Annotated in this window: 22 protein-coding genes; 7 read left to right on the top strand and 15 right to left on the bottom strand. The window is 66.0% G+C overall.

The window, feature by feature from the left end; translation table 11 throughout:
• Window positions 1–14: 14 nt before the first annotated feature.
• From tssC to NGK62_RS15755, 3 genes are read right to left on the bottom strand one after another with little or no spacing between them, the layout of a single operon-like run.
• The gene (gene tssC / locus NGK62_RS15765) at window positions 15–1,508 is read right to left on the bottom strand and encodes a type VI secretion system contractile sheath large subunit (protein ID WP_059371264.1); all 1,494 of its coding nucleotides are present in this window, start codon (window positions 1,506–1,508) and stop codon (window positions 15–17) included.
• Window positions 1,501–2,025, bottom strand: a complete 525-nt coding sequence (gene tssB / locus NGK62_RS15760) for a type VI secretion system contractile sheath small subunit (protein ID WP_013396290.1) — start codon at window positions 2,023–2,025, stop codon at window positions 1,501–1,503. The genes tssC and tssB overlap by 8 nt, the downstream gene beginning before the upstream one ends.
• Window positions 2,026–2,069: 44 nt before the next feature.
• A complete protein-coding gene (locus tag NGK62_RS15755) occupies window positions 2,070–2,741 on the bottom strand; it encodes a hypothetical protein (RefSeq protein ID WP_059371263.1) in 672 nt (223 codons plus the stop codon).
• Between the two features lie 189 nt (window positions 2,742–2,930).
• Here NGK62_RS15755 and tssJ point away from each other — a divergent pair, with 189 nt between their 5' ends.
• The 5 genes from tssJ to NGK62_RS15730 all read left to right on the top strand — a co-directional run bounded on the left by tssJ (window position 2,931) and on the right by NGK62_RS15730 (window position 11,498).
• Window positions 2,931–3,548 carry a type VI secretion system lipoprotein TssJ gene (gene tssJ / locus NGK62_RS15750; protein ID WP_223283521.1) on the top strand — a complete coding sequence of 206 codons (618 nt, stop codon included), beginning with the start codon at window positions 2,931–2,933 and terminating at the stop codon, window positions 3,546–3,548.
• Between the two features lie 97 nt (window positions 3,549–3,645).
• Window positions 3,646–4,992 (top strand): type VI secretion system baseplate subunit TssK, encoded by a 1,347-nt coding sequence (tssK, locus tag NGK62_RS15745; RefSeq protein ID WP_059371262.1) that lies wholly within the window; start codon window positions 3,646–3,648, stop codon window positions 4,990–4,992.
• A gap of 33 nt (window positions 4,993–5,025) precedes the next feature.
• Window positions 5,026–5,781, top strand: a complete 756-nt coding sequence (gene icmH / locus NGK62_RS15740; protein WP_223283522.1) for a type IVB secretion system protein IcmH/DotU — start codon at window positions 5,026–5,028, stop codon at window positions 5,779–5,781.
• A gap of 25 nt (window positions 5,782–5,806) precedes the next feature.
• On the top strand, window positions 5,807–10,891 hold the full coding sequence (tssI, locus tag NGK62_RS15735) for a type VI secretion system tip protein TssI/VgrG (RefSeq protein WP_251879119.1): 5,085 nt from the start codon (window positions 5,807–5,809) through the stop codon (window positions 10,889–10,891).
• Window positions 10,872–11,498, top strand: coding sequence for a hypothetical protein (locus tag NGK62_RS15730; protein ID WP_251879117.1), 627 nt, complete (start codon window positions 10,872–10,874; stop codon window positions 11,496–11,498). The genes tssI and NGK62_RS15730 overlap by 20 nt, the downstream gene beginning before the upstream one ends.
• A 23-nt stretch (window positions 11,499–11,521) precedes the next feature.
• Here the strand turns inward: NGK62_RS15730 and NGK62_RS15725 are convergent, their stop codons facing one another.
• The 12 genes from NGK62_RS15725 to NGK62_RS15670 all read right to left on the bottom strand — a co-directional run bounded on the left by NGK62_RS15725 (window position 11,522) and on the right by NGK62_RS15670 (window position 21,630).
• Window positions 11,522–11,863, bottom strand: a complete 342-nt coding sequence (locus tag NGK62_RS15725; protein ID WP_251879115.1) for a hypothetical protein — start codon at window positions 11,861–11,863, stop codon at window positions 11,522–11,524.
• A gap of 19 nt (window positions 11,864–11,882) precedes the next feature.
• Entirely contained in the window at window positions 11,883–12,245 is a 363-nt protein-coding gene (locus tag NGK62_RS15720; protein ID WP_059371259.1) for a hypothetical protein, read from the bottom strand.
• A 20-nt stretch (window positions 12,246–12,265) separates the two neighbouring features.
• Window positions 12,266–12,619 (bottom strand): hypothetical protein, encoded by a 354-nt coding sequence (locus NGK62_RS15715; protein ID WP_251879112.1) that lies wholly within the window; start codon window positions 12,617–12,619, stop codon window positions 12,266–12,268.
• 75 nt (window positions 12,620–12,694) lie between these two features.
• Window positions 12,695–13,105, bottom strand: coding sequence for a hypothetical protein (locus tag NGK62_RS15710; protein WP_251879110.1), 411 nt, complete (start codon window positions 13,103–13,105; stop codon window positions 12,695–12,697).
• A 133-nt stretch (window positions 13,106–13,238) separates the two neighbouring features.
• Window positions 13,239–13,433 carry a hypothetical protein gene (locus NGK62_RS15705; RefSeq protein WP_124260420.1) on the bottom strand — a complete coding sequence of 65 codons (195 nt, stop codon included), beginning with the start codon at window positions 13,431–13,433 and terminating at the stop codon, window positions 13,239–13,241.
• Between the two features lie 30 nt (window positions 13,434–13,463).
• Window positions 13,464–13,994, bottom strand: coding sequence for a hypothetical protein (locus NGK62_RS15700; protein WP_251879108.1), 531 nt, complete (start codon window positions 13,992–13,994; stop codon window positions 13,464–13,466).
• 47 nt (window positions 13,995–14,041) lie between these two features.
• Window positions 14,042–15,946, bottom strand: a complete 1,905-nt coding sequence (locus NGK62_RS15695) for a hypothetical protein (RefSeq protein WP_124260418.1) — start codon at window positions 15,944–15,946, stop codon at window positions 14,042–14,044.
• Complete coding sequence (locus NGK62_RS15690; protein ID WP_124260417.1) at window positions 15,928–16,458, bottom strand: hypothetical protein; 531 nt, start codon at window positions 16,456–16,458, stop codon at window positions 15,928–15,930. The genes NGK62_RS15695 and NGK62_RS15690 overlap by 19 nt, the downstream gene beginning before the upstream one ends.
• 27 nt (window positions 16,459–16,485) lie before the next feature.
• On the bottom strand, window positions 16,486–16,980 hold the full coding sequence (locus tag NGK62_RS15685; protein ID WP_118935038.1) for a hypothetical protein: 495 nt from the start codon (window positions 16,978–16,980) through the stop codon (window positions 16,486–16,488).
• Window positions 16,977–18,026, bottom strand: a complete 1,050-nt coding sequence (locus NGK62_RS15680; RefSeq protein ID WP_251879106.1) for a DUF4123 domain-containing protein — start codon at window positions 18,024–18,026, stop codon at window positions 16,977–16,979. Before NGK62_RS15680 ends, NGK62_RS15685 begins: the two co-directional genes overlap by 4 nt.
• Window positions 17,975–20,854 carry a type VI secretion system Vgr family protein gene (locus tag NGK62_RS15675; protein ID WP_251879104.1) on the bottom strand — a complete coding sequence of 960 codons (2,880 nt, stop codon included), beginning with the start codon at window positions 20,852–20,854 and terminating at the stop codon, window positions 17,975–17,977. Before NGK62_RS15675 ends, NGK62_RS15680 begins: the two co-directional genes overlap by 52 nt.
• Before the next feature lie 26 nt (window positions 20,855–20,880).
• Window positions 20,881–21,630: a hypothetical protein gene (locus NGK62_RS15670; RefSeq protein ID WP_251879102.1), complete on the bottom strand. Its 750-nt coding sequence runs from the start codon at window positions 21,628–21,630 to the stop codon at window positions 20,881–20,883.
• 310 nt (window positions 21,631–21,940) lie between these two features.
• Here NGK62_RS15670 and NGK62_RS15665 point away from each other — a divergent pair, with 310 nt between their 5' ends.
• Both NGK62_RS15665 and NGK62_RS15660 read left to right on the top strand, forming a co-directional pair.
• Window positions 21,941–22,792 (top strand): M15 family metallopeptidase, encoded by an 852-nt coding sequence (locus tag NGK62_RS15665; protein ID WP_251879100.1) that lies wholly within the window; start codon window positions 21,941–21,943, stop codon window positions 22,790–22,792.
• Between the two features lie 28 nt (window positions 22,793–22,820).
• A complete protein-coding gene (locus NGK62_RS15660) occupies window positions 22,821–24,209 on the top strand; it encodes a hypothetical protein (RefSeq protein ID WP_251879098.1) in 1,389 nt (462 codons plus the stop codon).
• Window positions 24,210–24,228 lie beyond the last annotated feature (19 nt).

The raw sequence follows: 24,228 nt of genomic DNA, 5'->3' as shown, positions 1-24,228 counted from the left end.
GAATCCGACGGTGGTCACGATTTCTGGGCTTGGGCCGGGAGTTCCGCAACCAGGCGCAACGAAATCGAAAGCTCATCGAGCTGAAAATGAGGCCGCAAAAACGCCACGGCCCGGAACACGCCGGGACGTCCCGGCACCTCGGCAACCTGCACCGATGCTTCCCTCAAGGGGAACTGCGCCTTCTGCTCCTGGCTCGCGTTGTCGTCCAGCAGCACGTACTGCGAGACCCAGCGGTTCAGGAAGCTCTCGACAGATTGCGCGGAGGCAAAGCTGCCGATCTTGTCTCGCATCATGGCTTTCAGGTAGTGCGCCACGCGCGATACCGAAAAGATGTACTGCAGCTGCGCCGACAGCACCGCGTTGGCGTTGGCGCTGTCGGTGTTGTACTTCTTGGCCTTTTGCACCGATTGCGCGCCGAAGAACGCGGCGTAGTCCGAGTTCTTGCAATGCACCAGCGGGATCAGGCCGAGGTCGCTCAGTTCCTTTTCGCGCCGGTCGGTGATGGCGATTTCCGTCGGGCACTTCAGGGCGATTTCGCCGTCGTCGGTCTTGAAGGTGTGGGTCGGCAGGTTTTCGACCAGGCCGCCGCCTTCCACACCGCGGATCGCCGCGCACCAGCCGAAGTCGGCAAAGGCCGCAGTCAGGCGCGCGCCAAAGGCCCAGGCAGCGTTGCACCACAGGTACTTGGCATGGTCGGTGCCGTCCACTTCCTCGACGAAGTTGAAGCCTTCCACCGAGGTGCCTTCCTTCGGGTCATAGGGCAGGCGGCCCAGGAAGCGCGGCATGGTCAGGCCCACGTAACGCGAATCTTCCGAATCGCGGAAGCTGCGCCACTTGGTGTATTCCACGGTGTCGAACACCTTGGCCAGGTCGCGCGGGCGGCCCAGGTCGGCAAAGCTGTCCAGGCCCAGCAATTCGGGCGAGGCCGACGCGATGAAAGGCGCGTGCGAGGCCGCGGCCACGTGCGACATCTGCTCGATGAAGTACATGTCCTCGGGTTGGCGCGTGATCTCGAAGTTGCCCAGCAGCGCGCCGAACGGCGAACCGCCAAACGTGCCGAACTCTTCTTCGTAGACCTTCTTGAACATCAGGCTCTGGTCGAAGTCGATGGCGGTCTGGAAGTCGCGCACCAGATCGCGCTTGGTGACATTGAGCACCTTGATCTTCAGCATCGGGCCGGTGTTGCTCTCCTGGCACAGGTAATGCAGGCCGCGCCAGGTGCTTTCCAGCTTCTGGAACTCGGCGCCATGCATCACTTCGCTCAGCTGGGCCGAGATCAGGCGGTCCAGCTCGGCCACGCGGGCGTCTAGCATCGCGGACAGGTTGTCCGAGACCACGACGGTGCCCTTCATGACTTCGCGGGCCAGCTCGCCGATGAGGTCCTTGGCGCGGTCGTGTTCCGCCGTGGACTTGGCCACGCGGCTCTGTTCGACGATCTGGTCCAGCAGGCCCGAGTCGGCCTCGGCGGCGGGCGCGGATACGTTCTGCGCGGCGGCGGAATTACTCATTGCTGCCTCCCTTGCCGTTCTTGCCGGCTTCGCTGGTCAGTTGCTGCAGTTTTTCCGTGCTGCTGAGCACTTCGCCCAACAGGTCTTCCAGCTTGTCGTTGCCTGCCAGCTTGTTGCGCAGGTCGGCCAGCTTGGTGCGGATGTCCAGGAGTTCCTTGAGCGGCTCGATCTGCTGCACCACGGCTTCGGGACGGAAGTCTTCAACCGAGCGGAACTTGAGATCCACGCCGAAGGTGCCGCCTTCGTCGGTCAGGCGGTTCTTCACGCGGTAGGCTGCGCGCGGCTCCAGGCCGCGCATCACGTCGTCGAAGTTGTCGACGTCGATGTTGACGAACTTGCGGTCCTTCAGGCGCGGCAGCTCGGCTTCGGACTGCGCGCTGAAGTCGCCGACCACGCCCACGACAAACGGCAGTTCCTTCTGCTCGATCGCGTCGCCCTTCTCGACGTCATAGGTCAGCTGCACGCGCGGCGGACGTACTTTCTGGAGTCTTTTCTGAACGCTTTCTTTCTTAGCCATGGGGGCTCCAAGCGAAGTGCATTGTGAAGAGGCCGTGGGCCCGATCAGGGTTTGAGGAGGTTGCCGAACGGATCCGGCGCGCGGCCGGCCGGCGCGGCGCCGGAAGCCGCGGGGGCCGTGGCCGGCGTGGCGGCAGGAGCCGTCGCAGCGTTCGCCGCGGGGTTTGCGGCGGGCGTTGCGGGCGTCGCAGCCTGCGTCGCTGCCGTGTTGGCGGCGGGCTTGGCCTGCTGCGCGGCCGCCCCCTGCGCGTCGTTGCGCCGCGGCTGGCGCGGGCGCGGCGGCTTGTAGCCCTCGGGGAACAGCACGTCCTGGCCCAGGGTTTCACGCATGGCGGCGGCCAGCGCCACCGCATCGGTACGGGCGTTGCCGGCGAGCAGCGCATTGGCGCGCAGGTCGGCCAGCGACTGCATGGCCACGCGCAGGCCGCCCACCGCGCGCACGGTCTTGGCGGTGAAGTCTTCGGGGTCGCGGTTCAGCGCTTCGTCGGCCGCGACGATGGCCTCGCCATACTTCTGCTCGTCGAAGCGGATCTTCGCGATGTAAGACCACGGTTCACCGCGCGCGGGATTGAGCAAAGCGATTTCCTGGAACTCGGCGACCGCCTGGTCGTTGCCCTTGGCAGCCAAGGTCTGCGTGGCGTGCGTCATCGACTGCTTGTATTCGGCGTCGGTCTGCGGCTTGGGGGACGTGGCGCAGCCCGCGAGGAAGGCCATCATTGCGCCGATGAGGAGAACCCGGGATATGTGCATATTTTTGGTATGTAGGAGGGTGTAACCAAGGCCGCGTATTTCAACAACCTTTTGTTAGCGCAGCACTACAGTGCATTACTTCATGTAACTCCACGCCAAACTTCGCTCATCGTGCCGTGATCTGTATGTTGTCGCAGGCTTCCGGTATAAAGAGCCATGTCAAAACATCTCTATTTTTCTCGGTGCATGGCAGCGGCGGCCATCATCGCGGCAAGCCCCGTAATCAGCGGTTGCGCAGCGGTTTCAGCGATTGGAGCGGTGGCTGGAATGACTGGCGGCGTGATGGATATGACGGGCCTGAAGAAGGACCCGAATGCGCCTGTGGATGTGAAACTGGCGATACACGCAGGAGAAAATTTGAATGCGAGTAGCGGCCAGCCCATGGCTGTGGTTACGAAAATATACTATTTGAAGAATGCCGAGGCATTTCAGCGCGCACCGCTCACGCAATTGGTTGATACTGACGCCGAAAAGGCGGCGTTGGGTGACAGCATCATCGCTGCACGCGAAGTCACACTGACGCCGGGACAGCGCTACGAGCACCTGGAAAAAGTGCCGAAAACCGCTGCCTACATCGCTGTCGCGGGCTTGTTCTACGCGCCCGCGCCGCAGCGCTGGAAATACGTTTTCGAAGTAAAGACCGCCGAGGACAGCGGCATCGTCATGGGCGCCCATGCCTGCGCGATGACCGTGGTCACCGGACAAATAGTGTTGCCGCCGGGCGTGCCCGGCTTCGACCCGGCCCGCCTCGGCTCGGTGCAATGCCCGAACTGAACGCGAGCCAACTGCGTCTAGCCGACCGCGTCTCGCCGACCACGTCTCGCCGCAGTCATGCACGCCCTATCCATATAAGAAGCAAGAGCCAGCAAACGTGAGCCATTCAGCGAAGATACTGTGGGGAGAGGGGCTGTTTCTGCGGCCCCAGCATTTTCAACGCCAAGACGCCTACCACGAGGCCCGCCTCGCGGAAATGAGCCGCGCGCTGCATCCCTACGCATGGGGCCTGCGCGCGGCGCGCTTCGACGCCGCGGCGCTTGCCAACGGCATGCTGCGCGCCACCGAGCTATCCGCGATCTTCCCCGACGGCGAGATCTACAGCGCCCCCCATAACGACGACCTGCCGCCCGCGGTCGCGCTGGACGGACTGGACGGCGCCAGCACGGCGGTGTTCTACCTGGCGCTGCATCCGATGAAGGACATCGGCGGCAACTATCGCGACACGCGCCAGGAACAGGGTTTCGATGCGCGCTATGCGCACCAGGACAGCCCCGCGCCCGATCTCTATACCAACGCCAGCACGGCCGAGCTTGCCTTCCTGCGCAAGAACGTGCGCCTGCTGTCGGAGCACGAGCCGCGCGACGCGCTGCTGACCATTCCTGTAGCGCGCGTGCGCCGCACCGCCAGCGCCGGCTACGAACTGGACACCAGTTTCGTTGCCCCCAGCGTCACGGTGCAGGCGTGCAGCGCGCTGTTCGAGCAGCTGCGCCGGCTGCTGGACGCCCTGCAGGCCAAGGTCAACGCGCTCTATGGATTCCATCGCGAACCGAACAAGAACATCATCGAGTTCCGTTCGGGCGACGTGGCCTCGTTCTGGCTGCTGCACACCTGCAACGAAGCCTATTCGGCGCTCTCGCACCTGTTCCACAACCCGCAGCTGCATCCCGAGCGCCTGTTCCAGGAAATGCTGCGGCTGGCCGGCGCGCTCATGACCTTCTCCAAGGTGCATACGCTGGCGGACCTGCCGGCCTATCAGCACGATGCGCCGGGCGCGGCCTTCGCGCAGTTGGACGAGATCCTGCGCGACCTGCTCGACACCGTCATCTCCACCCGGTACTTCTCCATCGTGCTGGAAGAGCTGCGCCCCTCGTTCCACGTCGGCCGGCTGGATTCCGGCAAGCTCGACGAAACCACCGCGCTCTACCTGTCGGTGTCCGCCGCCACGCCAGCCAGCGAACTGGCCGAGACCGTGCCGCTGCGCTTCAAGGTCGGCGCGCCCGACGACGTGGAAAAGCTGGTGCTCTCTGCCATGCCTGGCGTGCAGCTCGTCTACACGCCGCAGGTTCCGCCCGCCGTGCCCGTCAAGCCGGGCGCCTGCTACTTCACCCTGCAGACCCGCGGTTCGCTGTACGACCGCATGCTGCAGGCGCGCAGCATCGCCATCTATGCCCCCTCGGGCATACCCGACCTGAAACTGGACCTCATCGCCGTCACCCGCTAGAGCCTGCCCATGAACGCCGCCGCGCCCACCCTGATGCCCGGAGCCTCGCTCCCTCCCCGAGCCGCAGATTTCTATGGCTCGCGCCCCGCGAAGTCCCTGCTGGACCTGCTGTACGACGGCTTCCTGATGCTGTTCCTGCTGAAAAGCGGCCAAGAGCCCGTCGACGCCGCCTCGTTCTCGGCGCGCGTGCAGCAGTTCCTGGCGGACTTCGAGCGCAGCGCGAAGAAAATGGACATCCCGGCCGAGGACGTCTACGCCACCAAATACGCGTTCTGCGCCGCGGTGGACGAGACCGTGCTGAACTCCGGCTTTTCCATCCGCGATGCCTGGATGCTGCAGCCGCTGCAACTGACCCTGTTCGGCGAGCAGCTCGCCGGCGAGAACTTCTTTGCGCGCCTGGAAGACCTGCGCGCGCAGGGCGCGCCGCGCCTGCAATCGCTGGAAGTGTTCTATATGTGCCTGCTGCTGGGTTTCCAGGGCAAGTACATGATCGAGGGCCAGGAAAAGCTGGGCTATCTCACGGCGCGGCTGGGCGATGAAATCACGCTGCTGCGCGGCAAGCGCGCGGGCTTCGCGCCGCACTGGCCCCTGCCCGACAAGATCGCCCACACGCTCAAGCGCGACGTGCCGCTGTGGAGCATCGGCGCGTTGTTCGCGCTGCTGGGGCTGCTGGCCTATCTGGGCATGAGCCACTTCCTTAACCGCGACATGCAGACCGCCATGGCTCCGTACCATGACATCGTCAAGATCGGCCCGCGCGCCGCGCACCTGACCATCTCGCTACCCTGACGGCCTCAGGCCGCCCCTCAGCACCATGACCGACCGTTCCCAAGCGCCCGCCGGGTTCAGCAGCCTGGATGTAGCCGCCCTCTCCCAGAACGCCCGCATGCTGCAGGTGCGCACGCCCCTGGATGCGGCGCTCGCGGTAGAACGCATGAATCTGCGCGAAGGCGTCTCCGAACTGTTTGCCCTGACGCTGGACTGCCTGGCGTCCTCGGCCGAACTGGATGTGCAAGCCCTGCTGGGCCGCGAGATCAGCGTCAGCCTGCTGCTGGCCGACGGCAACAGGCGCCAATGGCATGCGGTGGTGGAAGGCGTGGACGCGCTGGGCGCGGACGGCGGCCTGGCGCGCTACCGGCTGCACGCCGCGCCCTGGCTGGCGGCCCTGGGCCTGCGCCGCGACAGCTTTCTGTTCCAGGACAAGTCGGTCACCGACATCCTGAGCGATATCTTCGCCGACTATCCGCAGGCGGCCTACTCGTTCGACATCGCCGAACCGCCCGCTCCGCGCGCGCTGCGCACGCAGTACCGCGAAACCGACCTGGCCTTCGTGCTACGCCTGCTGGCCGAAGCCGGCTTGAGCTTCCGCTTCGACCACCAGCAGGGCGAACAACAAGACGAGGCCTCGGGCGGCGCGCGGCACCGGCTGGTCGTGTTCGACACGCGCGCGGCGCGGCCGGCCTGCCCCGATGCCGCGCTGCGCTTTCACCGCAGCGACGCCACCGAAACCGAGGACAGCATCACGCGCTTCGGCGCGTCCCGCGCGGTACGGCCCAACGCCGTGACGCGCCTGGCCTGGGACGATCGCAAGCTGCTCGCACACGCGGCGCATGCGCAGTCCGACGTCGCAGCCGGCGCGGTGCCCCGCCTTGAAGACTACGACTACGACGGCCACGGCCGCCATGCCGACGGCGACAGCGCGGAACTGGCGGCTGCGCGCAGCCTGCAGGCGCACGAAGCCCGCATGGTGCGCTTTGACGGCGGCGGCACGGCCCGCCAGATGATGCCCGGCCATGACTTCACGCTGACGCAGCACAGCCGCTACGCCGCGGGCCCTGGCCAGGCCGTCGACGAGATGGGCGGCAACCGCTACACGCTGCTGCACGTCGAACACGAAGCCGCCAACAACCTGGGCAGCCAGGCTGCCCAGGCGTTGGGCGATTCCGATCTGGAACACGGCTCATACCGCAATACCTTCGGCGCCCTGCCCGCGGCCGCGCCGCTTGCGCCCGGCTGGCGCGCCAAGCCCACTGCGCCCGAAGGCCTGGCGGCCATGGTGGTGGCCGCGCAGGACGCGCCCATTTCCTCGGGCCGCGATCTACGCGTCAAGGTGCAATTCCCCTGGCAGCGCGGTGCGCGTCCGCTGCCGGGCGGCCTGGCGCACCGCAGCCATGGCGACGACACCGGCAATGCCCCGGGCGACGACAGTTCCGGCACCTGGCTGCGCGTCGCAGGCGCGCAGGCCGGCCCCAACTGGGGCGCGCACCATCTGCCGCGCAAAGGCACCGAGGTCCTGGTCGAGTTCCTGGACGGCGACATCGACCAGCCCGTGGCCTCGGCGCAGCTGTACAACGACGCCGACCTGCCGCCCTGGTCCGCCGGAGAGGACGCCGACGCCAATCATCCCGGCAGGCTCAGCGGCTGGCACAGCAAGGGCCTGGACGGCGAGGGCCACAGCCAATGGCTGTTCGACGACACGCCCCGGCAGATGCGCACGCGCCTGTCGAGCTCCATCGGCGCCACGCAGCTGGGCCTGGGCTATCTGGTCGAACAGGGCGCGGATGAATCCAATCGCGGCGCATGGCGCGGCACCGGCTTCGAACTGCGTTCGGACGCCTGGACCGTGGTGCGCTCCGGGCAAGGCATGCTGCTGTCCGCCAACGCACGCGAGGATGCACGCTCTACCCAGGCCGACGCGCAGGAAGCGCTGGCGCTGCTGCGCGGCGCGCAGAATGCGGCGCAGCGCCTGGATACCGCCGGCACGCAGCGCCAGGCGCGCGCGCTCGCGGCCACCAGCCAGTACGATGCGCTGACCCGCGCCATCGACCCCAAGGGTGACGGCCGCTATCCGGGCAGCGTAGGCGGCCAGCAGGCGATCAAGGCCAGCGGCGGCGAGCGCACCGGCACGGACGCAGTGGAGCGCATCGACGGCGCCCGCATGCTGATCGACGCGCCGTCCTCACTGAACTTCGCCACGCCCGCCTCGGCCATCCTGCACGCCAGCGAAAACCTGCACGTCACGGCGCAAGCCGACGGCCACGTGGCCGCGCGCCAGACCTTTGCCACGGCCTCCGGCCGCTCCACCAGCCTGTTCGTGCAGGACGGCGGCATCCGCGCCGTCGCGGCCGAATCGCCGGTGTCGATCCACGCGCATACCGACATGCTGGAGATGCTGGCCGGCCAGGACATCACCGTCACCTCCACCACCGACAGCATCGAGATCCTGGCAAACCAGAGCATCACCCTGCAGGCCGCTGGCGCCAGCATCGTCATGAATGGCGGCGACATCGTGTTCAAGGGGCCGGGGATGTTCTCGGTCAAGGGCGCATCCCACAACCTGATCGGGCCTGCCAGCGACGCGGCCGCGCTGCCGGCGCTGCCGTCCTCGCAAGTGGGCGATCCCATGCTGGTCACTGCCGAACTGGTGCACCGGCCCAAGGCCAAGCTGCACGCGCAAGCCGGCTCCGGCCAGGCGCTGAATGCGGCCGGCGCGACGGGCGCCGTGGCCGCGGCTCCCGCGACTGCAACCCCCACGGCAGCCGCGGCCGCTGGATCGCAAGGCTCCCTGCTGGGCAGCGCGGGCGCGGCGCTTGCCAGCGGCGCGACTGCCGTATCCAAGAGTCTGTCCGCGGCGGCCGATGGCGCGTCCGGCATGCTGGACCAGGCCAAGAGCATGGCCGGCGAAGCGCTCAAGCCCGTCCAGGAATTGGGCGCGATGGCCGGCAAGACCATGCAGGCAGCGGGCAAGGCGGGCTCGGAGCTGATGTCGGGCGCCATGACCAAGGCCGGCGGCATGGCGAAGACGGCCATGCAGAATGTCGCTCCGTCGCTGACTGGCGGCGCCACGCCTTCACTGGCGACCGGCGCCACGCAATCCTTGGCCAGCATGGCAACACCGTCGCTGATGGATGGCGGCCTCTCCACCATGAACATGGCACAGGGCGCTGGCGACGCGCTGGCCGGCGCGGTATCCATGCCCCAGGCGCTGACTGACGCGGCGGGCGCCGTGTCCAAGGCCGGCGGCATGGCTACGCAAGCGTCAGACGTGGCCTCGCAGGCATCCAGCCTGACCGCCGACGGCAGCGGCGGCGTGGGGTCCGCCATCGGCCCGGTCATGACCCAGGCGATGGGCGCCATGGGCGGCCGCCCCGCCGCGCTGAGCTCGGCGGTGAACTCGCTGCTGACCATGCCGGACGTCAACCAGGGCAATCTGCCGGCAGTGGCGGGCGCGATACTCAGCACGCCGGGCCTGACCAACTCCGCGATTCCTTCCGTGGTCGGCGCCATCCTGCAATCGCCCACGATATCCAACGTCACGCTGCCCAAGGTGGCGGAGGCGATCATGAATATTCCCGCGGTGGCCAACTCGCCCTATCCCGCGATGGCCAAGCGGGTCATGGAAATGGCCGGCGTCGGCCTACCCGGCCCTGTGGCGAGGCCCGCGGGCGCGCCCGGCGGCCAGGACGCGGGCGGCTCCGCGGCGGCCGGGACGCCAGATGCCGGCGCGCCCACGCCGTCCGCCTACCGGGCCAGAAGCGGCGCCAAGCTCCAGTACGTCAACCTGAAGGAAGAGGACGAGGTCTGGAACGATGGCCAGGCGCTGGACAGCCTGGACCGCCAGACCAACAAGCCCAGGATCCGCGTGCGCTTCAACAAGGCCGGCCAGCATCGCTTCAGCGTCAAGGTCAGCCCGCGTCCGGGCAATGCGGTGTACTCCGCGCGCGAGCAAAGCCGCCAACCGCTGTACCGTGAGCCCAACCAGCGCTCCTACAGCTACGTGACCGACGCCGACGGCACCAAGGTGGTCGACAACATCACCCTGCCGGCCGCGGGCCTGAACACCTATATGTTCGAGGTGGTGAACGACAAGAACCAGATCATCTCCACGGAGCAAGTCGAGACCGCAAGGCGGCTGTATCTCCAGGAGATCATGCTGCCCGGCCCCGAGACGCTGGCGCGCCGCCACGGCTTCCAGCCGACCGCGACGGAATACGCGCGGCATGGTGTGGACGTGCTGCAATTGCCGCCGGTCAGCACGCGCGGCGACGCCAACATGGACGTGTTCACGGACGACGGCTATGAACGCCTGCGCCGGCTGGCCGCGTCCGTCTACCCCGGGTCGCAGGGCCCGGACCACGAGCCCTATACGCTCGTCGTCTGCCACATCGACCGGCTGGCCACGATGCTGCCCGTCCAGCCCATTTACGTGCAAGCCTCGGCCGGCCCCGGCGCGGCCGACAAGCAGGTGCAGTTCGTCAACGCCGACGGCACGCTCAGCTTCCTGTGGTATCACATCGAACCTGGCGTGGACTGGTACGTCGAATGCCTGTTCGAGTACACCGACCCTGCGGCCGGCATCAGGCAGGTCCCCATCCCCAAGGATCGCATGACCCCGGTGCCTTACGACCCAGCGAATCCCAAGGCCTGCGACAGCCTGAACATCCGCATGGCGGGCCTGGTGCCCGTGCCGACCTCGGGCAAGATCATCCTGAAGGTCCGACTGCTGGAAAGCTCCGCAGGCGGCGTGGCGTTCCCTGGCACCAACCTGCTCGGCGTGGCGGCGATGAGCCCCTGGGAGCCCAACACGCTGGATTATCTGCAGCAGACGCTGGTGCACGAGATCGGCCACCTGATCGGCATGACGCCCAGCGGCCCCGAGTGGGTACGGGCCCATCCGGACGAAGCCGACATGGACTCGTCCAAACTCGACAAGGGGCCGTATTTCTATTCCCAGTTCGGCAACCACTGCCACTTCGGCCTGCCCGTCAGCCAGGCCGATCCCAGCCACGTGGGTTCCTGCGTCATGTTCGGCGGCGATTGCGTCAGCATCCGCTTCTGCGCCAGCTGCGCCCAGGCCGTACGCAAGACGGACATGTCCAATGGCTGGCCCTCGTTCTGACGCGCGGCGCCGCCTGGCGCCGACGCTGGCCCTGCTGCTCGCGGCCGCGCTCGCCATGGCCGCGCCTGGCGCCGCCAGCGCCGCGCGCCCCACCCCTCATCCCCAGAAGACCACGATGAACACCGACTGGATCGACCCGCCTTCGTTCGCCACCGCCCCCATCGGCACGGTGCGCGACCACGCCTGCATTCCGCCCAACCATGGCAGCGACGACCAGCTCAACATCGCCGCGCCGGCGCGCGTGCGCCCGCAGGCTTCCGGCGCGCTGGTCATTCCGGTCTGCGCGCAAGGCATCATCCCCGTATCGCAGAACCAGAAGCTGCCGCGCTTCGTCGCCGTCAATACGCAGACCAAGGCGGTCTATGAAGGCGTGGCCTACGAATACAAGCCGCGCAAGCGCCCCGGCATGGAAGTGGACGAGATCCCCGGCTCGCGTCCGCCCAAGGGCATTCCCATCAGCCCGGGCATCAGCGTCGGCACGCAGTTCAGCACCGACCTTGCAGCGCAGGTGCAGCTGCCCAAGGATCCGGCGGTCTACGAGGTGTATATCGAATCGAACGGCGTGCGCTCGAATACGGTGAAGATCGAAGTGCAGGCGGCCAAGTAAGCGCCCTGCTTGCAGCGGCCGCCTCAGCCGCCAAGCCGGCGCTTCCAGATCGCGCCGCCCCATATCCAGCCCGCAAGGGCCAGCGCCAGCATCGCGATCATGAATTCAACCCGGTGCTCCTGCGGCACTGGATTAAGGTGGGACAAGGTCAGGAAGGGTTCCACGGACAGCAGTTCGGTAGCCGCAAGCGAACTGAAAAACATCGCCAGGACCAGCCCCGTAAAGCGCGGACGCGCGCCGCGCGTCTCCTTGTCGCCCGTGATGAACCACAGCAGACGGATCAGCTGTACCGCCGTCGCGGCGAACGGCAGGCAGATGGCCAATGTCAGGGCGCCCAACGCAAGAAGACCGTAGATCGACATCATGCGTCCACCCTGGCGGCCGCTAAGAGGCGCGGGCCCCGATCATGCGCAGCACCCGGTCCCGGATCGACCGCCCATAGGCCCAGCACCAGACGGCCAGCGCCAGCATCGCAACGGTGAAGTAAGCCCTGGCCTCGATCGGCACCGGATTCATCGCCGAGATCGTCAGAAAAGGTTCATAGCCCACGAAATCGCTGGCGGCCAGGGTGCTGAAGATCAGCGCCAGCACCGGCCCCGTGAAATGCGGCCGATCGCCGCGCGTGGTCTTGTCGGCCCAGAAGGACCAATGGATGAAACGGCTCAGCTGGATCGTCACCGCAAACAGCGGGATGACGACGGCGAGCATCAGGACGATGAGGGCGACGAGGACTTGAGGCGGAAGCATCGGGGGATTTTAGCGGCACATCAGGCATTGCCCTTTACCCCCTTGCACAACCGGTAACGGACCCACAGGCCGATCACGGACAAAATCAGCGCCGGTCCCAGATAGTAGGGAAGAAAGAACAGGAAATACCCATACCCGCGGTCATAGTTCCGGGCGACGTAGTAGGCGAGCAGAGCAGCCACGGCCGCAAACGCCCAGACGGCTACCATGGCCACGGCAAACCACTTGCGCGACGCCGCGGATCCCAATGCTCCGAAACGGTTTGGGCGCACATGGACTGCGATCCCGAGGAGATAGAGTAGGGGCAGCGCAAAACCCAAGGCTTTTGTGGCGTACAGGAACATGTCGGTGGACCACATGACGAATTCACGCAAAACCGTCTCCTACGGATCGAACTTTCCGATGACCCGCTACATCAAGGTTTATCTCTATCCTGACTTCTGACGTGATCATCGATTCGACACCCAATCGTTCCCAGGGAGTTCAGGATCTACGTTGCCAGACGCAAGTCCAAGTGGCGTCGTGGCATAACGCGCCGCGACTTTTCCGTCCGGATAGAAACGCAACTCCAGAACCACTTCACCTGCGGGACGTTTTGGTTGCAGGAACGTCGCGTGAAAGGGATAGTTTCCATCCTCGGTTGCCTGCGGACCAGAGTTATATCGCCAGGACACGTCCAGAGGCGCCTCGGGCGAGGTCGGCTTGTAGCCAAACCCGTATGCATTTTTCCCCGAAGCGTCATTGGCATCGGAGAACCATCGGCGTCCAGGCGTCGTCGAGTACGCAATGTCATAGGGCGTGAAGTTATAGGCATAGACAGTCACAGCCCCTTCCAACGCGCTGCGCTGAAAATTCTGCATGTCACTCCGCCCCTCGTAGACGTAAGCCCCGGCGACCATGGCTATCACCGCCGCGACGCCCAATGCAACCCATCGGCCGAGTTTCGAACGCCCCGTCTTCACTACGCCCCGATCAGAGATTCCCCGCATTCCTCTATCTCTCGTTGATCAATGAGGTTGCTTTGGCCGCCTTCTTAGGCGTTTCCGTAAACGTGGGCTGTCGCGTATCGTTGCCGTCATCGATGTAGCGGGAGCGGAAAAGCTGCGCATTGTTGGGCAGGCGTTGAATCGCCCAACCATCATCAGGCGGTTCCACCCGATCACACACACAGCCTGCAAAAATCCGCATGGCCTATTTCCTTCCTGCTGTCGCGACTCGTCATTGGCCTGTCACCCAATCATTCCCCGGAAGAGCGGGATCCACATTACTGAATTCCGATACCAGCGGGCGCGTGACATAGCGCGCAGCAGCCTTGCCATCAGGATAGATACGCAATTCCAGCACCACCGCGCCCGCTGGCCGCCGAGGCTGCGGCAGCGTCACTACAAAGGGGTAGTCTTCTTCTGCCGTTTCCTGAGGACCGGAGTCATAGCGCCACGATATCTGCATCGGAGCATCGGGCGCGGCAGGCTTGTAGCCGAATAACTGCATATGGTCCCCTCTGGCGGAATTCGCTTCTGCAAACCAGCGACGGCCGGGCATCAACGAATACGCCACGTCGTACTGCGTAAAGTTGTACGAGTAAACGGCCACCGATCCTTCCAACGCACTTCGTTGAATATCTTTTAGCTGGCTTCGCTCTATGTAGACATAAGCCCCTGCGGCCACGGCTATCGCGGCCACGACGCCCAGTGCGACCCACCGCCCGAACTTCGAACGCCTCGCCTTCATGCCGCTTCGTTCAGACATTCCTGATGTCCCGTTTGCTTCACCAAAACCCGCATTAGCGCCAATGACTAGAACGGCAATCCCAATAGCAGCGGATTCGGTGTTGCCATGTTGGAGAAGGTTGCGTCGGCCGCCTTCTTCAGCTTTTCCGTAAACGTGGGCTGCCGCGTATCGTTGCCGTCGTCGATGTAGCGGGAGCGGAAAAGCCGTGCATTGTTGGGCAGGCGTTGAATCGCCCAATCGTCATCGGGCGGGTCCACTGGATCGTGCATGTAACCCGAGAAAATTCGTCTCATCGCCGGCCCTAGACGAGGACGCTCCTCATCCGCCAACGACGATACCTCCATGCAGGCACGCTGATAGTCGTCCGGCGGCGCAATTCGGGCCCGTCCGTAGAACGTTTCCCATCCAGGGTGCTTGTGCATTATTTCAAGACGCGCAAAATCGATCGCGGCTTGCATCGCGGTGATATACAAGTACCCTGGAGCGGAGCCAGTTCTGGCATCATTGAGCAGCGTTCGCAACCAGACCACGTACACCATCCGATGAAGATAGAGTTGCCGCGCAAGCGTCTTGTCGCCTTCCATGCCATTGATCGCGTCCTGCGCATGGCGCATCTCAAGCAGTTGTTGGGATGGATGCACCAACTGTTGCTGATAGCTGCGCAGGTCATTACGCGCTCTTGCGGTCGCGGCGATATCGAAATCGGCGCCGAGGGCCCTGGCATTGACCTTCGTCTGTTCCAGCCCGTCGAATGGCACGCCAGCAAGCCGAGCGATCCTCCACATTTCCTGCAGCGTAACGCGGCCTATTCCTGGATCCCGCTGCTGAAACCCGGGTGGATAGCATCCGGACACATCTGCTCCCAAACCGGGGTACACGCGTTCCTGGCGAGCGGGAGGCGACATCGGCGTATCCATCAAGGGAAGCAATGTCGCGCCGCCCAGCGTATGCACACGCCACCTCAGTTCATGCGCGGAGATGAAGTGTGCAGCCTTGGCCAGCACGCGCGGTAGCTCTTGGTCGTTGGCAGCAGTGTTGCGCAAGAAGCCAAAGTTAATCTTCGAAGCAACAAATCCGACAAAGGAGTTGTCACGATATCCCACCGCGTCGTAAAAGCCCGCGAACACCATTTTGAGCGGGACCTTTCGCTTATCGGCAAGCTGCCACTCCAGCTTGTCACTATTGGCATCGCCGTCACACTCCTTGCACAGTTCGTTAAGAAATGCTCGTGCCAGCGCCGCCCCCCAATCGCAACCGAATACCGATATCTGAATCTCCTCTATCCTGATCGTCTGTCTGGAAATCTCCTGCTTGAAGTAGGTAACCGCATCACTAATACGTGGTTCCACACCAGTGTTGATTGCCTCGAACATAAATCTGGAGTCGCGTACCGGATCGACCTGATCCAGAATGGCTCGCGCAATGTTCCCCGCGGCGTCCTTGACTACCTTGACACCAGTCTTCCCGGGATTGCGCAATGCGTCGGCCACTTCCTTCCGCGCCTTTCCAGGCAGACCTTTTAACGCGTCTCCGACCGCATCGCTTACCCGTTTCCCCCTCAGGATGTCGATGCCGATGTCCTTGGCAGCATCCTTTGGAAGCCCCTTAGCCGGGTCGATGGTCACGCTCTTGAGCATATCGCCTGCGATTGATCCCGCTTGTCTCTTCGCAAACTCGTATGCGCTCAGATTCATGTCCGTACCCAGACCCGGCACATAATATGCCTTGCGCAAAATCGCTCCCAAAGGGACATTTGCGGCCCCTTTGAAGAGCTTTCCGATGTTTGACGGTGGCAACGAAGCGTCGTCAACGTTCAAACCGATGCCATCAAAGAACAGTGAGACATGCAGCTTGCCATGACACTTGACGCCGTTTACAGGCTCGCACGCTAGCGCCCGCGTGGCTGCACGCTCTTCTTCAAGGGATATCTCTGTCCAGGTATCTGAAGTCGTCATCGATTCGTCACCCAATCACTTCCCTGAAGCTCTGAGGCTACGTTGCTGAAATCCGATACAAGCGGCGACTTGACATAGCGCACCGCTGCTTTTCCCTCGGGATAAATACGCAACTCCACTACCACCTCACCAGCAGGACGCTGAGGCTGGGGAAACGTCACCTGAAACGGAAAATTTCCCTCCTCGGCTGCCTGCGGCCCGGACTCATAGCGCCACGATATGCTCATCGGCTCGTCAGGCGCTGCCGGCCTGTAGCCGAATGCTTGAACGTCGTTTCCTCGAGCTGAATTTGCATGAACACTCCTTCGAATCCCGGGCCTCATGGAATATGCAACGTCGTACGGCGTGAAGTTGTACGCGTAGACGGTAAGCGCCCCTTCCAACGCACTGCGCTGAACATTTTGCGCCTGGCTTCGCTCTACGTAGACATAGGCCCCAGCCGCCACGGCGATCACCGCCAGCACGCCCAGCGCGACCCACCGCCCGAGTTTCGAACGCCCCGCCTTTCCCTGCTCCCGCTCAGACATCCCCGACATCCCTCTATCCCTTGTTGATCATTGACTGACCCAGTCGCCGCTATTCCACACCGATTCCGGCGCATCCATGGGCTCTGGCATTTCTTTCTCCGTCGCAAAGCGGGCCTGTACCCGGTCCGGCGCGGTAAAGCGCAGCAACAACACCGCGGCATTTCCCGGACGTGGCACCTTCAGTTCAGCGCTATGCGGATACTGCTTCTCGCTGCCGTTGATGGCCCCCCACACAACCTGCACAGGTTTGCTACGGCTGTCCGGACCATAAATGCACGCGCCCGAGAGCGGGCCGCCCGGAGCTCCCGATGCTCTCGCGACCCGATCTCCCGGGAACGCGCCGGACGAGTCTTCCAGGCGATAGCCGATATCGGTATCCGTGTCATTGCGGGCTTCGCAAATCAGCAGCGGCGGCAGGAGTGCGACATAGGCCCAGCGATAGACGGGCGGCCCCACGATGGCGCCAACAGCAACCAGGGCCAATATCAGCACCGTCCAGGGCCACAGACGTTTGGACTTCATGCAACTCTCCTATGTGCAAACTCTGTTGGCAGCGGCTCAATGGCATAGCCTGCCGGAGCTTCAAACTCCGTCGCGCCATTCTGCATCGCCAACTCCGCCCTGACGGCGGCGCGCTCCTCGGAGGCAAGGCGCTCCAACGCACTGTCCAGTGCTTCCCCATTCCGTAAACGCGCCTGGACCACCGAGCTGCGGTGCGCCATCGGATGCAGATCCAGCGCATCCAGCGCGTAGCAGAACTGGCGCTCGAAGGTCGTCAGCCCATGCGCCGCCGCCACCCGCGAAAGATGGCAAGCCAAGGCGTACGGTGTGGGGCGCGTCCAGGGGGCCAGCATGGCCGGCACCCGCTGCATCAGCGCGTCGAGCAGAGGGCCGGGTTCGCACAAGCGCATCAGGGCTTCCGTCTGCGGCTGCGTCAGGATCCAGGGTGGAGCGCCTGGCTTCTCTACTGGCCCGTCCGACGTCGGCGTCAGGGAGCAGACCCGATTCCACGGGTCAACCCAGGACCAGCTTTCGCCCGGGTCCAACATGCCGCGCAGCACGTCTACTCCCATCAGCGTCAGCATGGGCTCCGCATGGCGGGGATCGTAGTAGCGCAGCAGGAAGTCCAGGCCATCGTCGGTCCGCGCATCCAGCCAAACCGCCAGATGCCGGGCCATCTCTTCCAGAGGCCGTTCGGTCCATATCCACGATACGGCATGATGCGCCTGTCCAACCCGCCACAGCCACTCCGCCTGCGGGAGATCGGGCTGCGCCAGCATCGGGCCGATCGACGCCGCCACGGCCTCGTGCCGCCGCGCGTAGAGCGAGGCATCGCCAGGCTCCCTGAAATGCCGCAACAATTCGGCGGGCGCGGGATCCCGGCAGCCATCCAGCATGCCGGGCTCGACCAGGGCAAAAAGATTGAGGTCCGATACCTGGACGCGAGCGCTGGCCTGGACCCTGGCGTGCAGGCCGTCGAGATCGGAATGCAGGACCCGCGGACGAACCTGATTGCTCATGTGCGAAACACCGCTGGCAATGCCTGCTTCATGGCGTTCTTCAGGCATTCGACGCAAACCTGCCCCGGCATGGAGGGAAACTGATAGGGCATCTGGTCCGGTCCGGCAAACTGCTTGTTCCCCGTCTTCACATCGATCCGCCCAGGCGCGGTGACCGTGATGTTGCCGCCTTCCAGCACGATGCTGGCGCCGGCCGCGGTGGCGATGCGGATGCGTTTGGGCGCGGCATACTCCACATTGGTCTGCGCGCTGCCGATGGTGATGTCCTTCTGCGCCTGCACGCGCAGGATGTCGTGCTGGGCCTGGACGTGCACGTCGCCAGTGGCGGAGATCAGGTCCAGGCCGGAGTCCGCGCCGCCCTGCTGCAAGCCGGCGACGATGCCCAGACCCTGCCCGGTGTGCACGCGCAGCGCGCCCATCACGGCCAGGTTCTGGTCCTTGCCGGCCGACCAGTGCACGGTCTCGCCGGCGGTGTATTGCATGTGTTGCCCGGCGACCTGCGCCAGCCCCGCGCGCGCGGCCATGAACACGACGGGATCGGTCAGGTGCGGCACCTTGCCCTCGGCCGCTTGGGTGTGCTTGGCCGAAGCATCGCTGCGCGCGCCGTCCAGGCTTTCACCTGCTACGGTGCCGGACACGGCGCGATGCATGGCGGCCAAGGGCGCCTTGCCGTCGTCCAGCACGCTCGCCTCTGCTCCCTTGGAGCCCAGCGCGCTCGCCAGACGCAGACCCTGGTGCGCGCCGACCACGCCATCCAGCGAACGCGCCATCTGGTCGGCCTGGCTGGCCAGCGCCTGCAAGCCCGCGGCCTCGCCTGCGGGGCCGGCGCTGGCGCCGGTGCCGGCGTAGGTGCTGAGCAGCACGCCCGCGCCGCCGCGCACGGCGCCGTAGGCGTCGGTGCGCAGCTCGGCGCCCAGGCCGCGCAGTCCGCCGCGGTAGTTGCCGGCCTGATGGATCAGGTGACCCAGGTTCAGTTCGCTGGCGTCCTGGCTACTCTTGATCTGCAAGCGCAGTTGTCCGTCGCTGTCGTCGAACACGATCTGGTTGTAGCCCGAGCCGCCGAACTCCTTGCTCTTGAAGCCGCTCAGCGCGGCGGCGTTGCGGTGATTCTCGTCGCCGCCCGCGGCGCCATGCCAGGCGGGCGCGTTGCCTGCCGCCAGGTTGGCCTGGGCGCTGGGCGCGGCATCGCGCGCGGCGGCGTAGACCTGGGTGTCGGCTTTGCCGCCGTCACGTCCGCCCGGCGTGGCGGGCGTACCGCCCTCGCCGCGACCGTTGTACAGCGCGCCCACGACGATGGGCTGGTCCACGTCGTCGTCCAGGAAGCGCACCAGCACCTCCTGGCCAATGCGCGGCACGAAGCTCATGCCCATGCCTGCGCCCGACTGGCGCTGCGCTACGCGGGCCCAGCGGCTCTTGGCCACGCCCTCGGCATCGTCTGCCTGCCAATGGAACCGGATGCGCACGTCGCCGCGCTTGTTGCGCAGGATCTCGTCCTCGCCCTGCGCCTGCACCGCGCCATCGGCACCCGTGACGATGGCCGTGTGCACGCCATGGACCGAAGGCGCGCCGCTCAGGCGCGCACCGCGCGTCTGCGGCAGCGCCGGCCGCCACGGACGGTCGCAACGCACTGCCTGGAAGCGGTTGGCGTAGCCGACCTCGCGCGCTTTCGCCAACACGGCGGCGCCGGGCCGCGACGGATCGGTATTCGGACGCGCCGCGCCTGGCGCATCGGGAGCCTCGGTATCCAAGGCCAGATGCGCGTCCAGTCCGCCCAAGCGCTGCGACAGAGAGGCGCGGGTTTCAGGCGGCAGATTGTTGATGCCTACATGCTCGACCCGGTCCAGCGCGAAGGCGGGCTCGAAGCCCTCTTCGCCTGCGGGTCCCAGTGGAGACATGTTCTGCAGTGTGAAGCGCGTGCCGGAACGGAAAGTGCGCACGCCGCCCTGGCCGACAAAGGTCTCCGCGCCGGCCTGCACCGCTTCCATCGCCAGCGTAGCCTGGCGCCGTGCCTCGGCCTCATCGGCAAAGCTGCCGTGGCCCGCCACTTCGTACCATTCCAGGCCGGTGTCGTCAGTGCCGTCGGACGGACGCGCCAGCGCCTCGGCCGCCACCGCGCGTTTGCCGCCGCCATGCCAGCCCAAGACGGTAACGCGGTCCGGACCGCGCCGCCACTGGCGCGACATGGCCTGCACGGTGTCACGCGACTCGGTCGCGCCGGCGCGGTGAAAGCGCACGCCGCCGCCTGCGGACTCGGCATCTTCGGCCAGGCCGCGGCTGTCGGCGAAGATCAGCGCAACGTGCCGCGCAGGGACCTCCGGGTCTTCGACCACTGTCCAGCCCAGGCCCGCTTCGGCCAGCAGGCGGCTGATGAAGTCATAGTCGGTCTCGCGGTATTGCGTGGTGTAGGGGCGCGGCGCCGCGCCAGCCTGCGCGTCGGCTGCGTCGGGAGCCACGCGATGCACATAGCCTTCGTAGCCGCCCAGCACATGGCCGACGATGTCCAGCACCGAACGCGCTTCGAATACACGGCTGTTGCGCTGCTGCGTGGCCAGCCACAGCCAGGGCGCGACCGTCAGGCGGTAGCGCGCCAAGCCCGCGTCGCCCGACAGCAGCTCGGCTTCGCGGACCAGGCCGCTGCGGCCCGCGCGGCTGCCGTCGGCGCGCGTGGTCCACAAGGTCACGGGGCGTCCGATCATGTCGCGCAGGTCCAGGCCGGCGCTGTCGGACAGCGCGACCACGCGCGTCTGCGCGATACCCGACAAGGCTTCGCGCGCGATCCATCCCTCGACCTGCAGCGAGGCGAGCGCGCCCTCGCCTTCCAGGCTGTAGAGGCGGGCGTCGGAACTGAACAGGCCGGGCGTAGCAGTCGGATCCATTGCGGAAAAAAACCTTCTCTGAAGACTCAGGGTTCGACCTGGGCTTGCGGGTTGGGGCATTCGGGCGCGGTACCCCAATAGCCCGAGCACACCCGCAAGCGGCATTGCTCGCTTTCCAGGAAGCCCAGCTTGCGGCATTGCTCCAGGCGCGCCGCCAGGGGCGAGCCCGGCAGTTCGCGGACGAAGACGCCGTCGTTCTTGTAGACCTTGGTGCCGGGCGGCGACGCCGGCGGCAGGCCATAGGACATCAGCGCGGCCAGCAATGCGGCGTCGGAATCGTTGCGCGGCGTCTTGGCGCGCTGCGGCGCGCCCTGGGGCGGCGCTTTGGGCGAGGCTTGCGAGGTGTTCGCGCGAGGTACTGTGGGCCCGGCTGCCTTGGGCGCGGCGGCCTGCGCCTGCAACGCAGCGCGAGGCTGCGGCGGCGTAGCGGTGACGGCCAGCGCAGACAAGGGGTTCTCGGGCGCGCGGTCCTCATCGGCATTGGGAAGTCCCAATTGCGCCAGGGGGTGGTCTTCGATGATGGCAGCGGAAGAAGGCGGCGTATCGGGATCGGCAGCGGCCACGCGCGCACCCGCTGTCGGAGCGGCTGGCGCGGCGACGGGCTGCGCTGGCGGCGCGGCCCGGGGAGTCGATTCAGCAACCACGGGCAGCGGCGGCGTATCGAACACGCTATAGAACACCGCCCCCGCGGCGCCCGTCAGCAACAGCAGCAGCAAGGCCAGCGGCAAGCGGGAACGGCGCTTGGGCGCCAGGTGTTTGACCTCGGCGTCCGGCACTCGGCCCTCGAGCGCGGCGAGGATGCGCGATGCCGCGCGTTCATCCGGTGACGGTGCGCGTCCTGCGAGCAAGCTGGGAACAGAGGTCGGTGATCGCGATCTTTTTTCGTCTTCTGCCATGCGAAGTCCCGTGTCTGCAGAGGTCGTCTAAACCCCTGTAACCAAGGGGTTCGAGAATACCTGATGACTTCTTTCGCATCACCGTTTCTTGTTACGAGTTCTAAGCCACAGACGCGTTTTGCAACGTCCAAGCGCTTGCCTGAATCCCGAATAGAACAAAAGATTACGCCTTCGTAACTGAGGGACCTCCTTGCTTCTCCTGCTGCCTCTCTACTTTCTGCTCGCCATCGGCGTTTCCGCGTTGCTTGTATTCCCGTCCTTGCGGGAGGCCACGGCACGGGGAGCGCGCGCGCTTGTGCAGGGGATACGCCAGGGCATGGCGCGCGGCGCGGGGCACGCCGGAGGGGCGGTCGGCGACTCCGCGCAGGCGCTGCGCACGGGCTTTGGAAAGGCCGGCGGCGCGTTTTCGGCGTACCGCTGGCACATCGCCGCGGGCCTGCTGGTTGTGTTGCTTCCGTCACTTTTCGCTTTCGTCATGCGACACAATCACACATTTGTTTACGAGGATCGGACAGCGGGTCCGGACCCACGCATCCAGGCTTTGTTGACCGGCGAAAGACTGGTCCCGCCGCCTCCGCTGCCGCCCGAAGCCTTCACCACGCGCGAAGTGGAATTGGTGCGTCCCAACCTGGGCGGCGCCAGCCGCGACTGGAACCTGCTGGACGCCGATTACCGCCAGCGCCTGCTGGCCGCGTACCGCGTGATGCGCGAAGAACACGGCTATGAGATGGTGCTGATCGAAGGCTATCGCAGCCCGGACCGCCAGGCTGAGCTTGCCAAGATGGGCTCGCACGTGACCAATGCCGGCGCCTACCAGAGCTATCACCAGTTTGGCCTGGCTGCGGACAGCGCCTTCCTGCGCGACGGCAAGGTGGTCGTATCGGAGAAGGATCCCTGGGCGATGCGCGGCTACGAACTGTTCGGCGAAACCGCCGAGCGCGTCGGTCTGACCTGGGGCGGCCGCTGGAAGATGATGGACTTCGGCCACACCGAGCTGCGCCGTCCCGGCGTCATGCGGCGCAATGGCGGAGCCGCGCAATGATCAACTCCGCAAACGTCGGATCGCATCGATGACCCGCATACTCAAAACCGGGCTGCTGCTGGCCCTCGTCTTCGGCGTGGTCTGGCTCGCCGTCATCATCTGGTGGCAGGAGTCGCGCACGCTGCCCACGGGCGTGGACATCGGCCTCTATCTGTTCGCGCTGCCGCTGGCGCTGATCGCCGCCGCCTGGAGCGGCGCGCGCATCGTGCGTGCGCGCCGCGAAGCGCGCGCCGCGCCGGCGCAACCCGCGCAAGACGACGCCGTTGAGACCGCCGAGGCCGCACCCCAGGCCGCGCGCCTGCGCGTGCTGGGCAGCGCGGCCAGCGCCGCAGTCGGCAGCGAGCCCGCCGCGATCCACGCGGCGCTGGCCGCGCAGCAGCGCCCGGATCTGGATCCCTCCTTCAAGAACACGCAAGGCTTTCCGATCTTCAGCGCGCGGGCGCCGCAGCTCGATACCGATGCGCTGCGCGCCGCAGCGCGCGAGGCGCATGCTCCGGCCGCCGCGCTCGAAGAAGAACGCGTACGCGCAAGCTCCCTGCTGGCAGAGGTGGTGGAAGCGCTGTCGCTGGAGGCACGGGCCATCGTACTGAAGCAAGGCGAACCGCAACGCGACGAAGCCTGGCCGCTGCTGCAGCTGGAACTGCTGCTGCCAGCCGAATGGCCTGACGCCGTGCGCGACCACGCAGCCGACCAGGCGCGCGCGGCCGCGGCGTGGCCAGCCAGCCGCATCGCGCAGCGCCTGCACGCCGCGCCAAACGCGCTCGCCTGCGACGGCCTGCTGCGTCAACTGGCGCAGGAACCCCTGACCGCGCGCAGCGCCACGCTGCGCCTGGTCGCCGTCGCCGACTCTTACATCGATGCCGCGCGCGTCGAGCAATGGGACGCCGCCGGCCGCCTCATGTCGAACGCCAATCCTCAAGGCCAGGTGCCAGGCGAAGCCGCGGCGGGCCTGTTGCTGGACCTGGCCGCCCATGCGCCTGGCGGCGAGTCCGCACGCGCCGATTCCGCGCTGACCCTGATCCTGTCTGCACAAACACGGCGCGCGATCGACGCCGACGCGCGCGGCGCGTTGCATGAGCCCCGAGTGACCGAGTTGGCCACGCAGTTCCTGGCCGAACAAGGCCAGCCCGCCGATGGCGTGGCCGCGCTGATCAGCGACGCCGACCATCGCGGCAGCCGCCCGCTGGAAAGCGCTGGCCTGGCTACCGCGCTGTTCCCGGCGCTGGACCCGAACCTGGACTGCCTTGCGGTAGGTTCCGGCTGCGGCCACACCGGCGCGGCCGCGCATCTGCTGACCGTGGCCGTCGCGGGCGTCGCCTGCGCCCAGGCCGGCGCGCCCGTGCTCGCCCTCATGACCCAGGACCCGGCGCTGCGGACGCTGGCGCTGGTGTCGCCTTCCGAAACCCTTCCCGCCTGACCCACAAGAACATAGCTCA

It is taken from the genome of Achromobacter sp. Marseille-Q4954 (assembly GCF_943737025.1).
Taxonomy (GTDB): Bacteria; Pseudomonadota; Gammaproteobacteria; order Burkholderiales; family Burkholderiaceae_B; genus Achromobacter; species Achromobacter bronchisepticus_A.
The sequence above is the reverse complement of the archived record's forward strand: the minus strand, read 5'-3'. Positions and strand labels throughout refer to the sequence as shown.

Coding starts and splice junctions, on each gene's coding strand:
- tssC (WP_059371264.1), bottom strand. CDS start 1,508: ATGAGTAATTCCGCCGCCGCGCAGAACGTATCCGCGCCCGCCGCCGAG.
- tssB (WP_013396290.1), bottom strand. CDS start 2,025: ATGGCTAAGAAAGAAAGCGTTCAGAAAAGACTCCAGAAAGTACGTCCG.
- NGK62_RS15755 (WP_059371263.1), bottom strand. CDS start 2,741: ATGATGGCCTTCCTCGCGGGCTGCGCCACGTCCCCCAAGCCGCAGACC.
- tssJ (WP_223283521.1), top strand. CDS start 2,931: ATGTCAAAACATCTCTATTTTTCTCGGTGCATGGCAGCGGCGGCCATC.
- icmH (WP_223283522.1), top strand. CDS start 5,026: ATGCCCGGAGCCTCGCTCCCTCCCCGAGCCGCAGATTTCTATGGCTCG.
- tssI (WP_251879119.1), top strand. CDS start 5,807: ATGACCGACCGTTCCCAAGCGCCCGCCGGGTTCAGCAGCCTGGATGTA.
- NGK62_RS15730 (WP_251879117.1), top strand. CDS start 10,872: ATGGCTGGCCCTCGTTCTGACGCGCGGCGCCGCCTGGCGCCGACGCTG.
- NGK62_RS15725 (WP_251879115.1), bottom strand. CDS start 11,863: ATGATGTCGATCTACGGTCTTCTTGCGTTGGGCGCCCTGACATTGGCC.
- NGK62_RS15720 (WP_059371259.1), bottom strand. CDS start 12,245: ATGCTTCCGCCTCAAGTCCTCGTCGCCCTCATCGTCCTGATGCTCGCC.
- NGK62_RS15710 (WP_251879110.1), bottom strand. CDS start 13,105: ATGCAGAATTTTCAGCGCAGCGCGTTGGAAGGGGCTGTGACTGTCTAT.
- NGK62_RS15705 (WP_124260420.1), bottom strand. CDS start 13,433: ATGCGGATTTTTGCAGGCTGTGTGTGTGATCGGGTGGAACCGCCTGAT.
- NGK62_RS15700 (WP_251879108.1), bottom strand. CDS start 13,994: ATGTCTGAACGAAGCGGCATGAAGGCGAGGCGTTCGAAGTTCGGGCGG.
- NGK62_RS15690 (WP_124260417.1), bottom strand. CDS start 16,458: ATGTCTGAGCGGGAGCAGGGAAAGGCGGGGCGTTCGAAACTCGGGCGG.
- NGK62_RS15685 (WP_118935038.1), bottom strand. CDS start 16,980: ATGAAGTCCAAACGTCTGTGGCCCTGGACGGTGCTGATATTGGCCCTG.
- NGK62_RS15680 (WP_251879106.1), bottom strand. CDS start 18,026: ATGCCTGAAGAACGCCATGAAGCAGGCATTGCCAGCGGTGTTTCGCAC.
- NGK62_RS15675 (WP_251879104.1), bottom strand. CDS start 20,854: ATGGATCCGACTGCTACGCCCGGCCTGTTCAGTTCCGACGCCCGCCTC.
- NGK62_RS15660 (WP_251879098.1), top strand. CDS start 22,821: ATGACCCGCATACTCAAAACCGGGCTGCTGCTGGCCCTCGTCTTCGGC.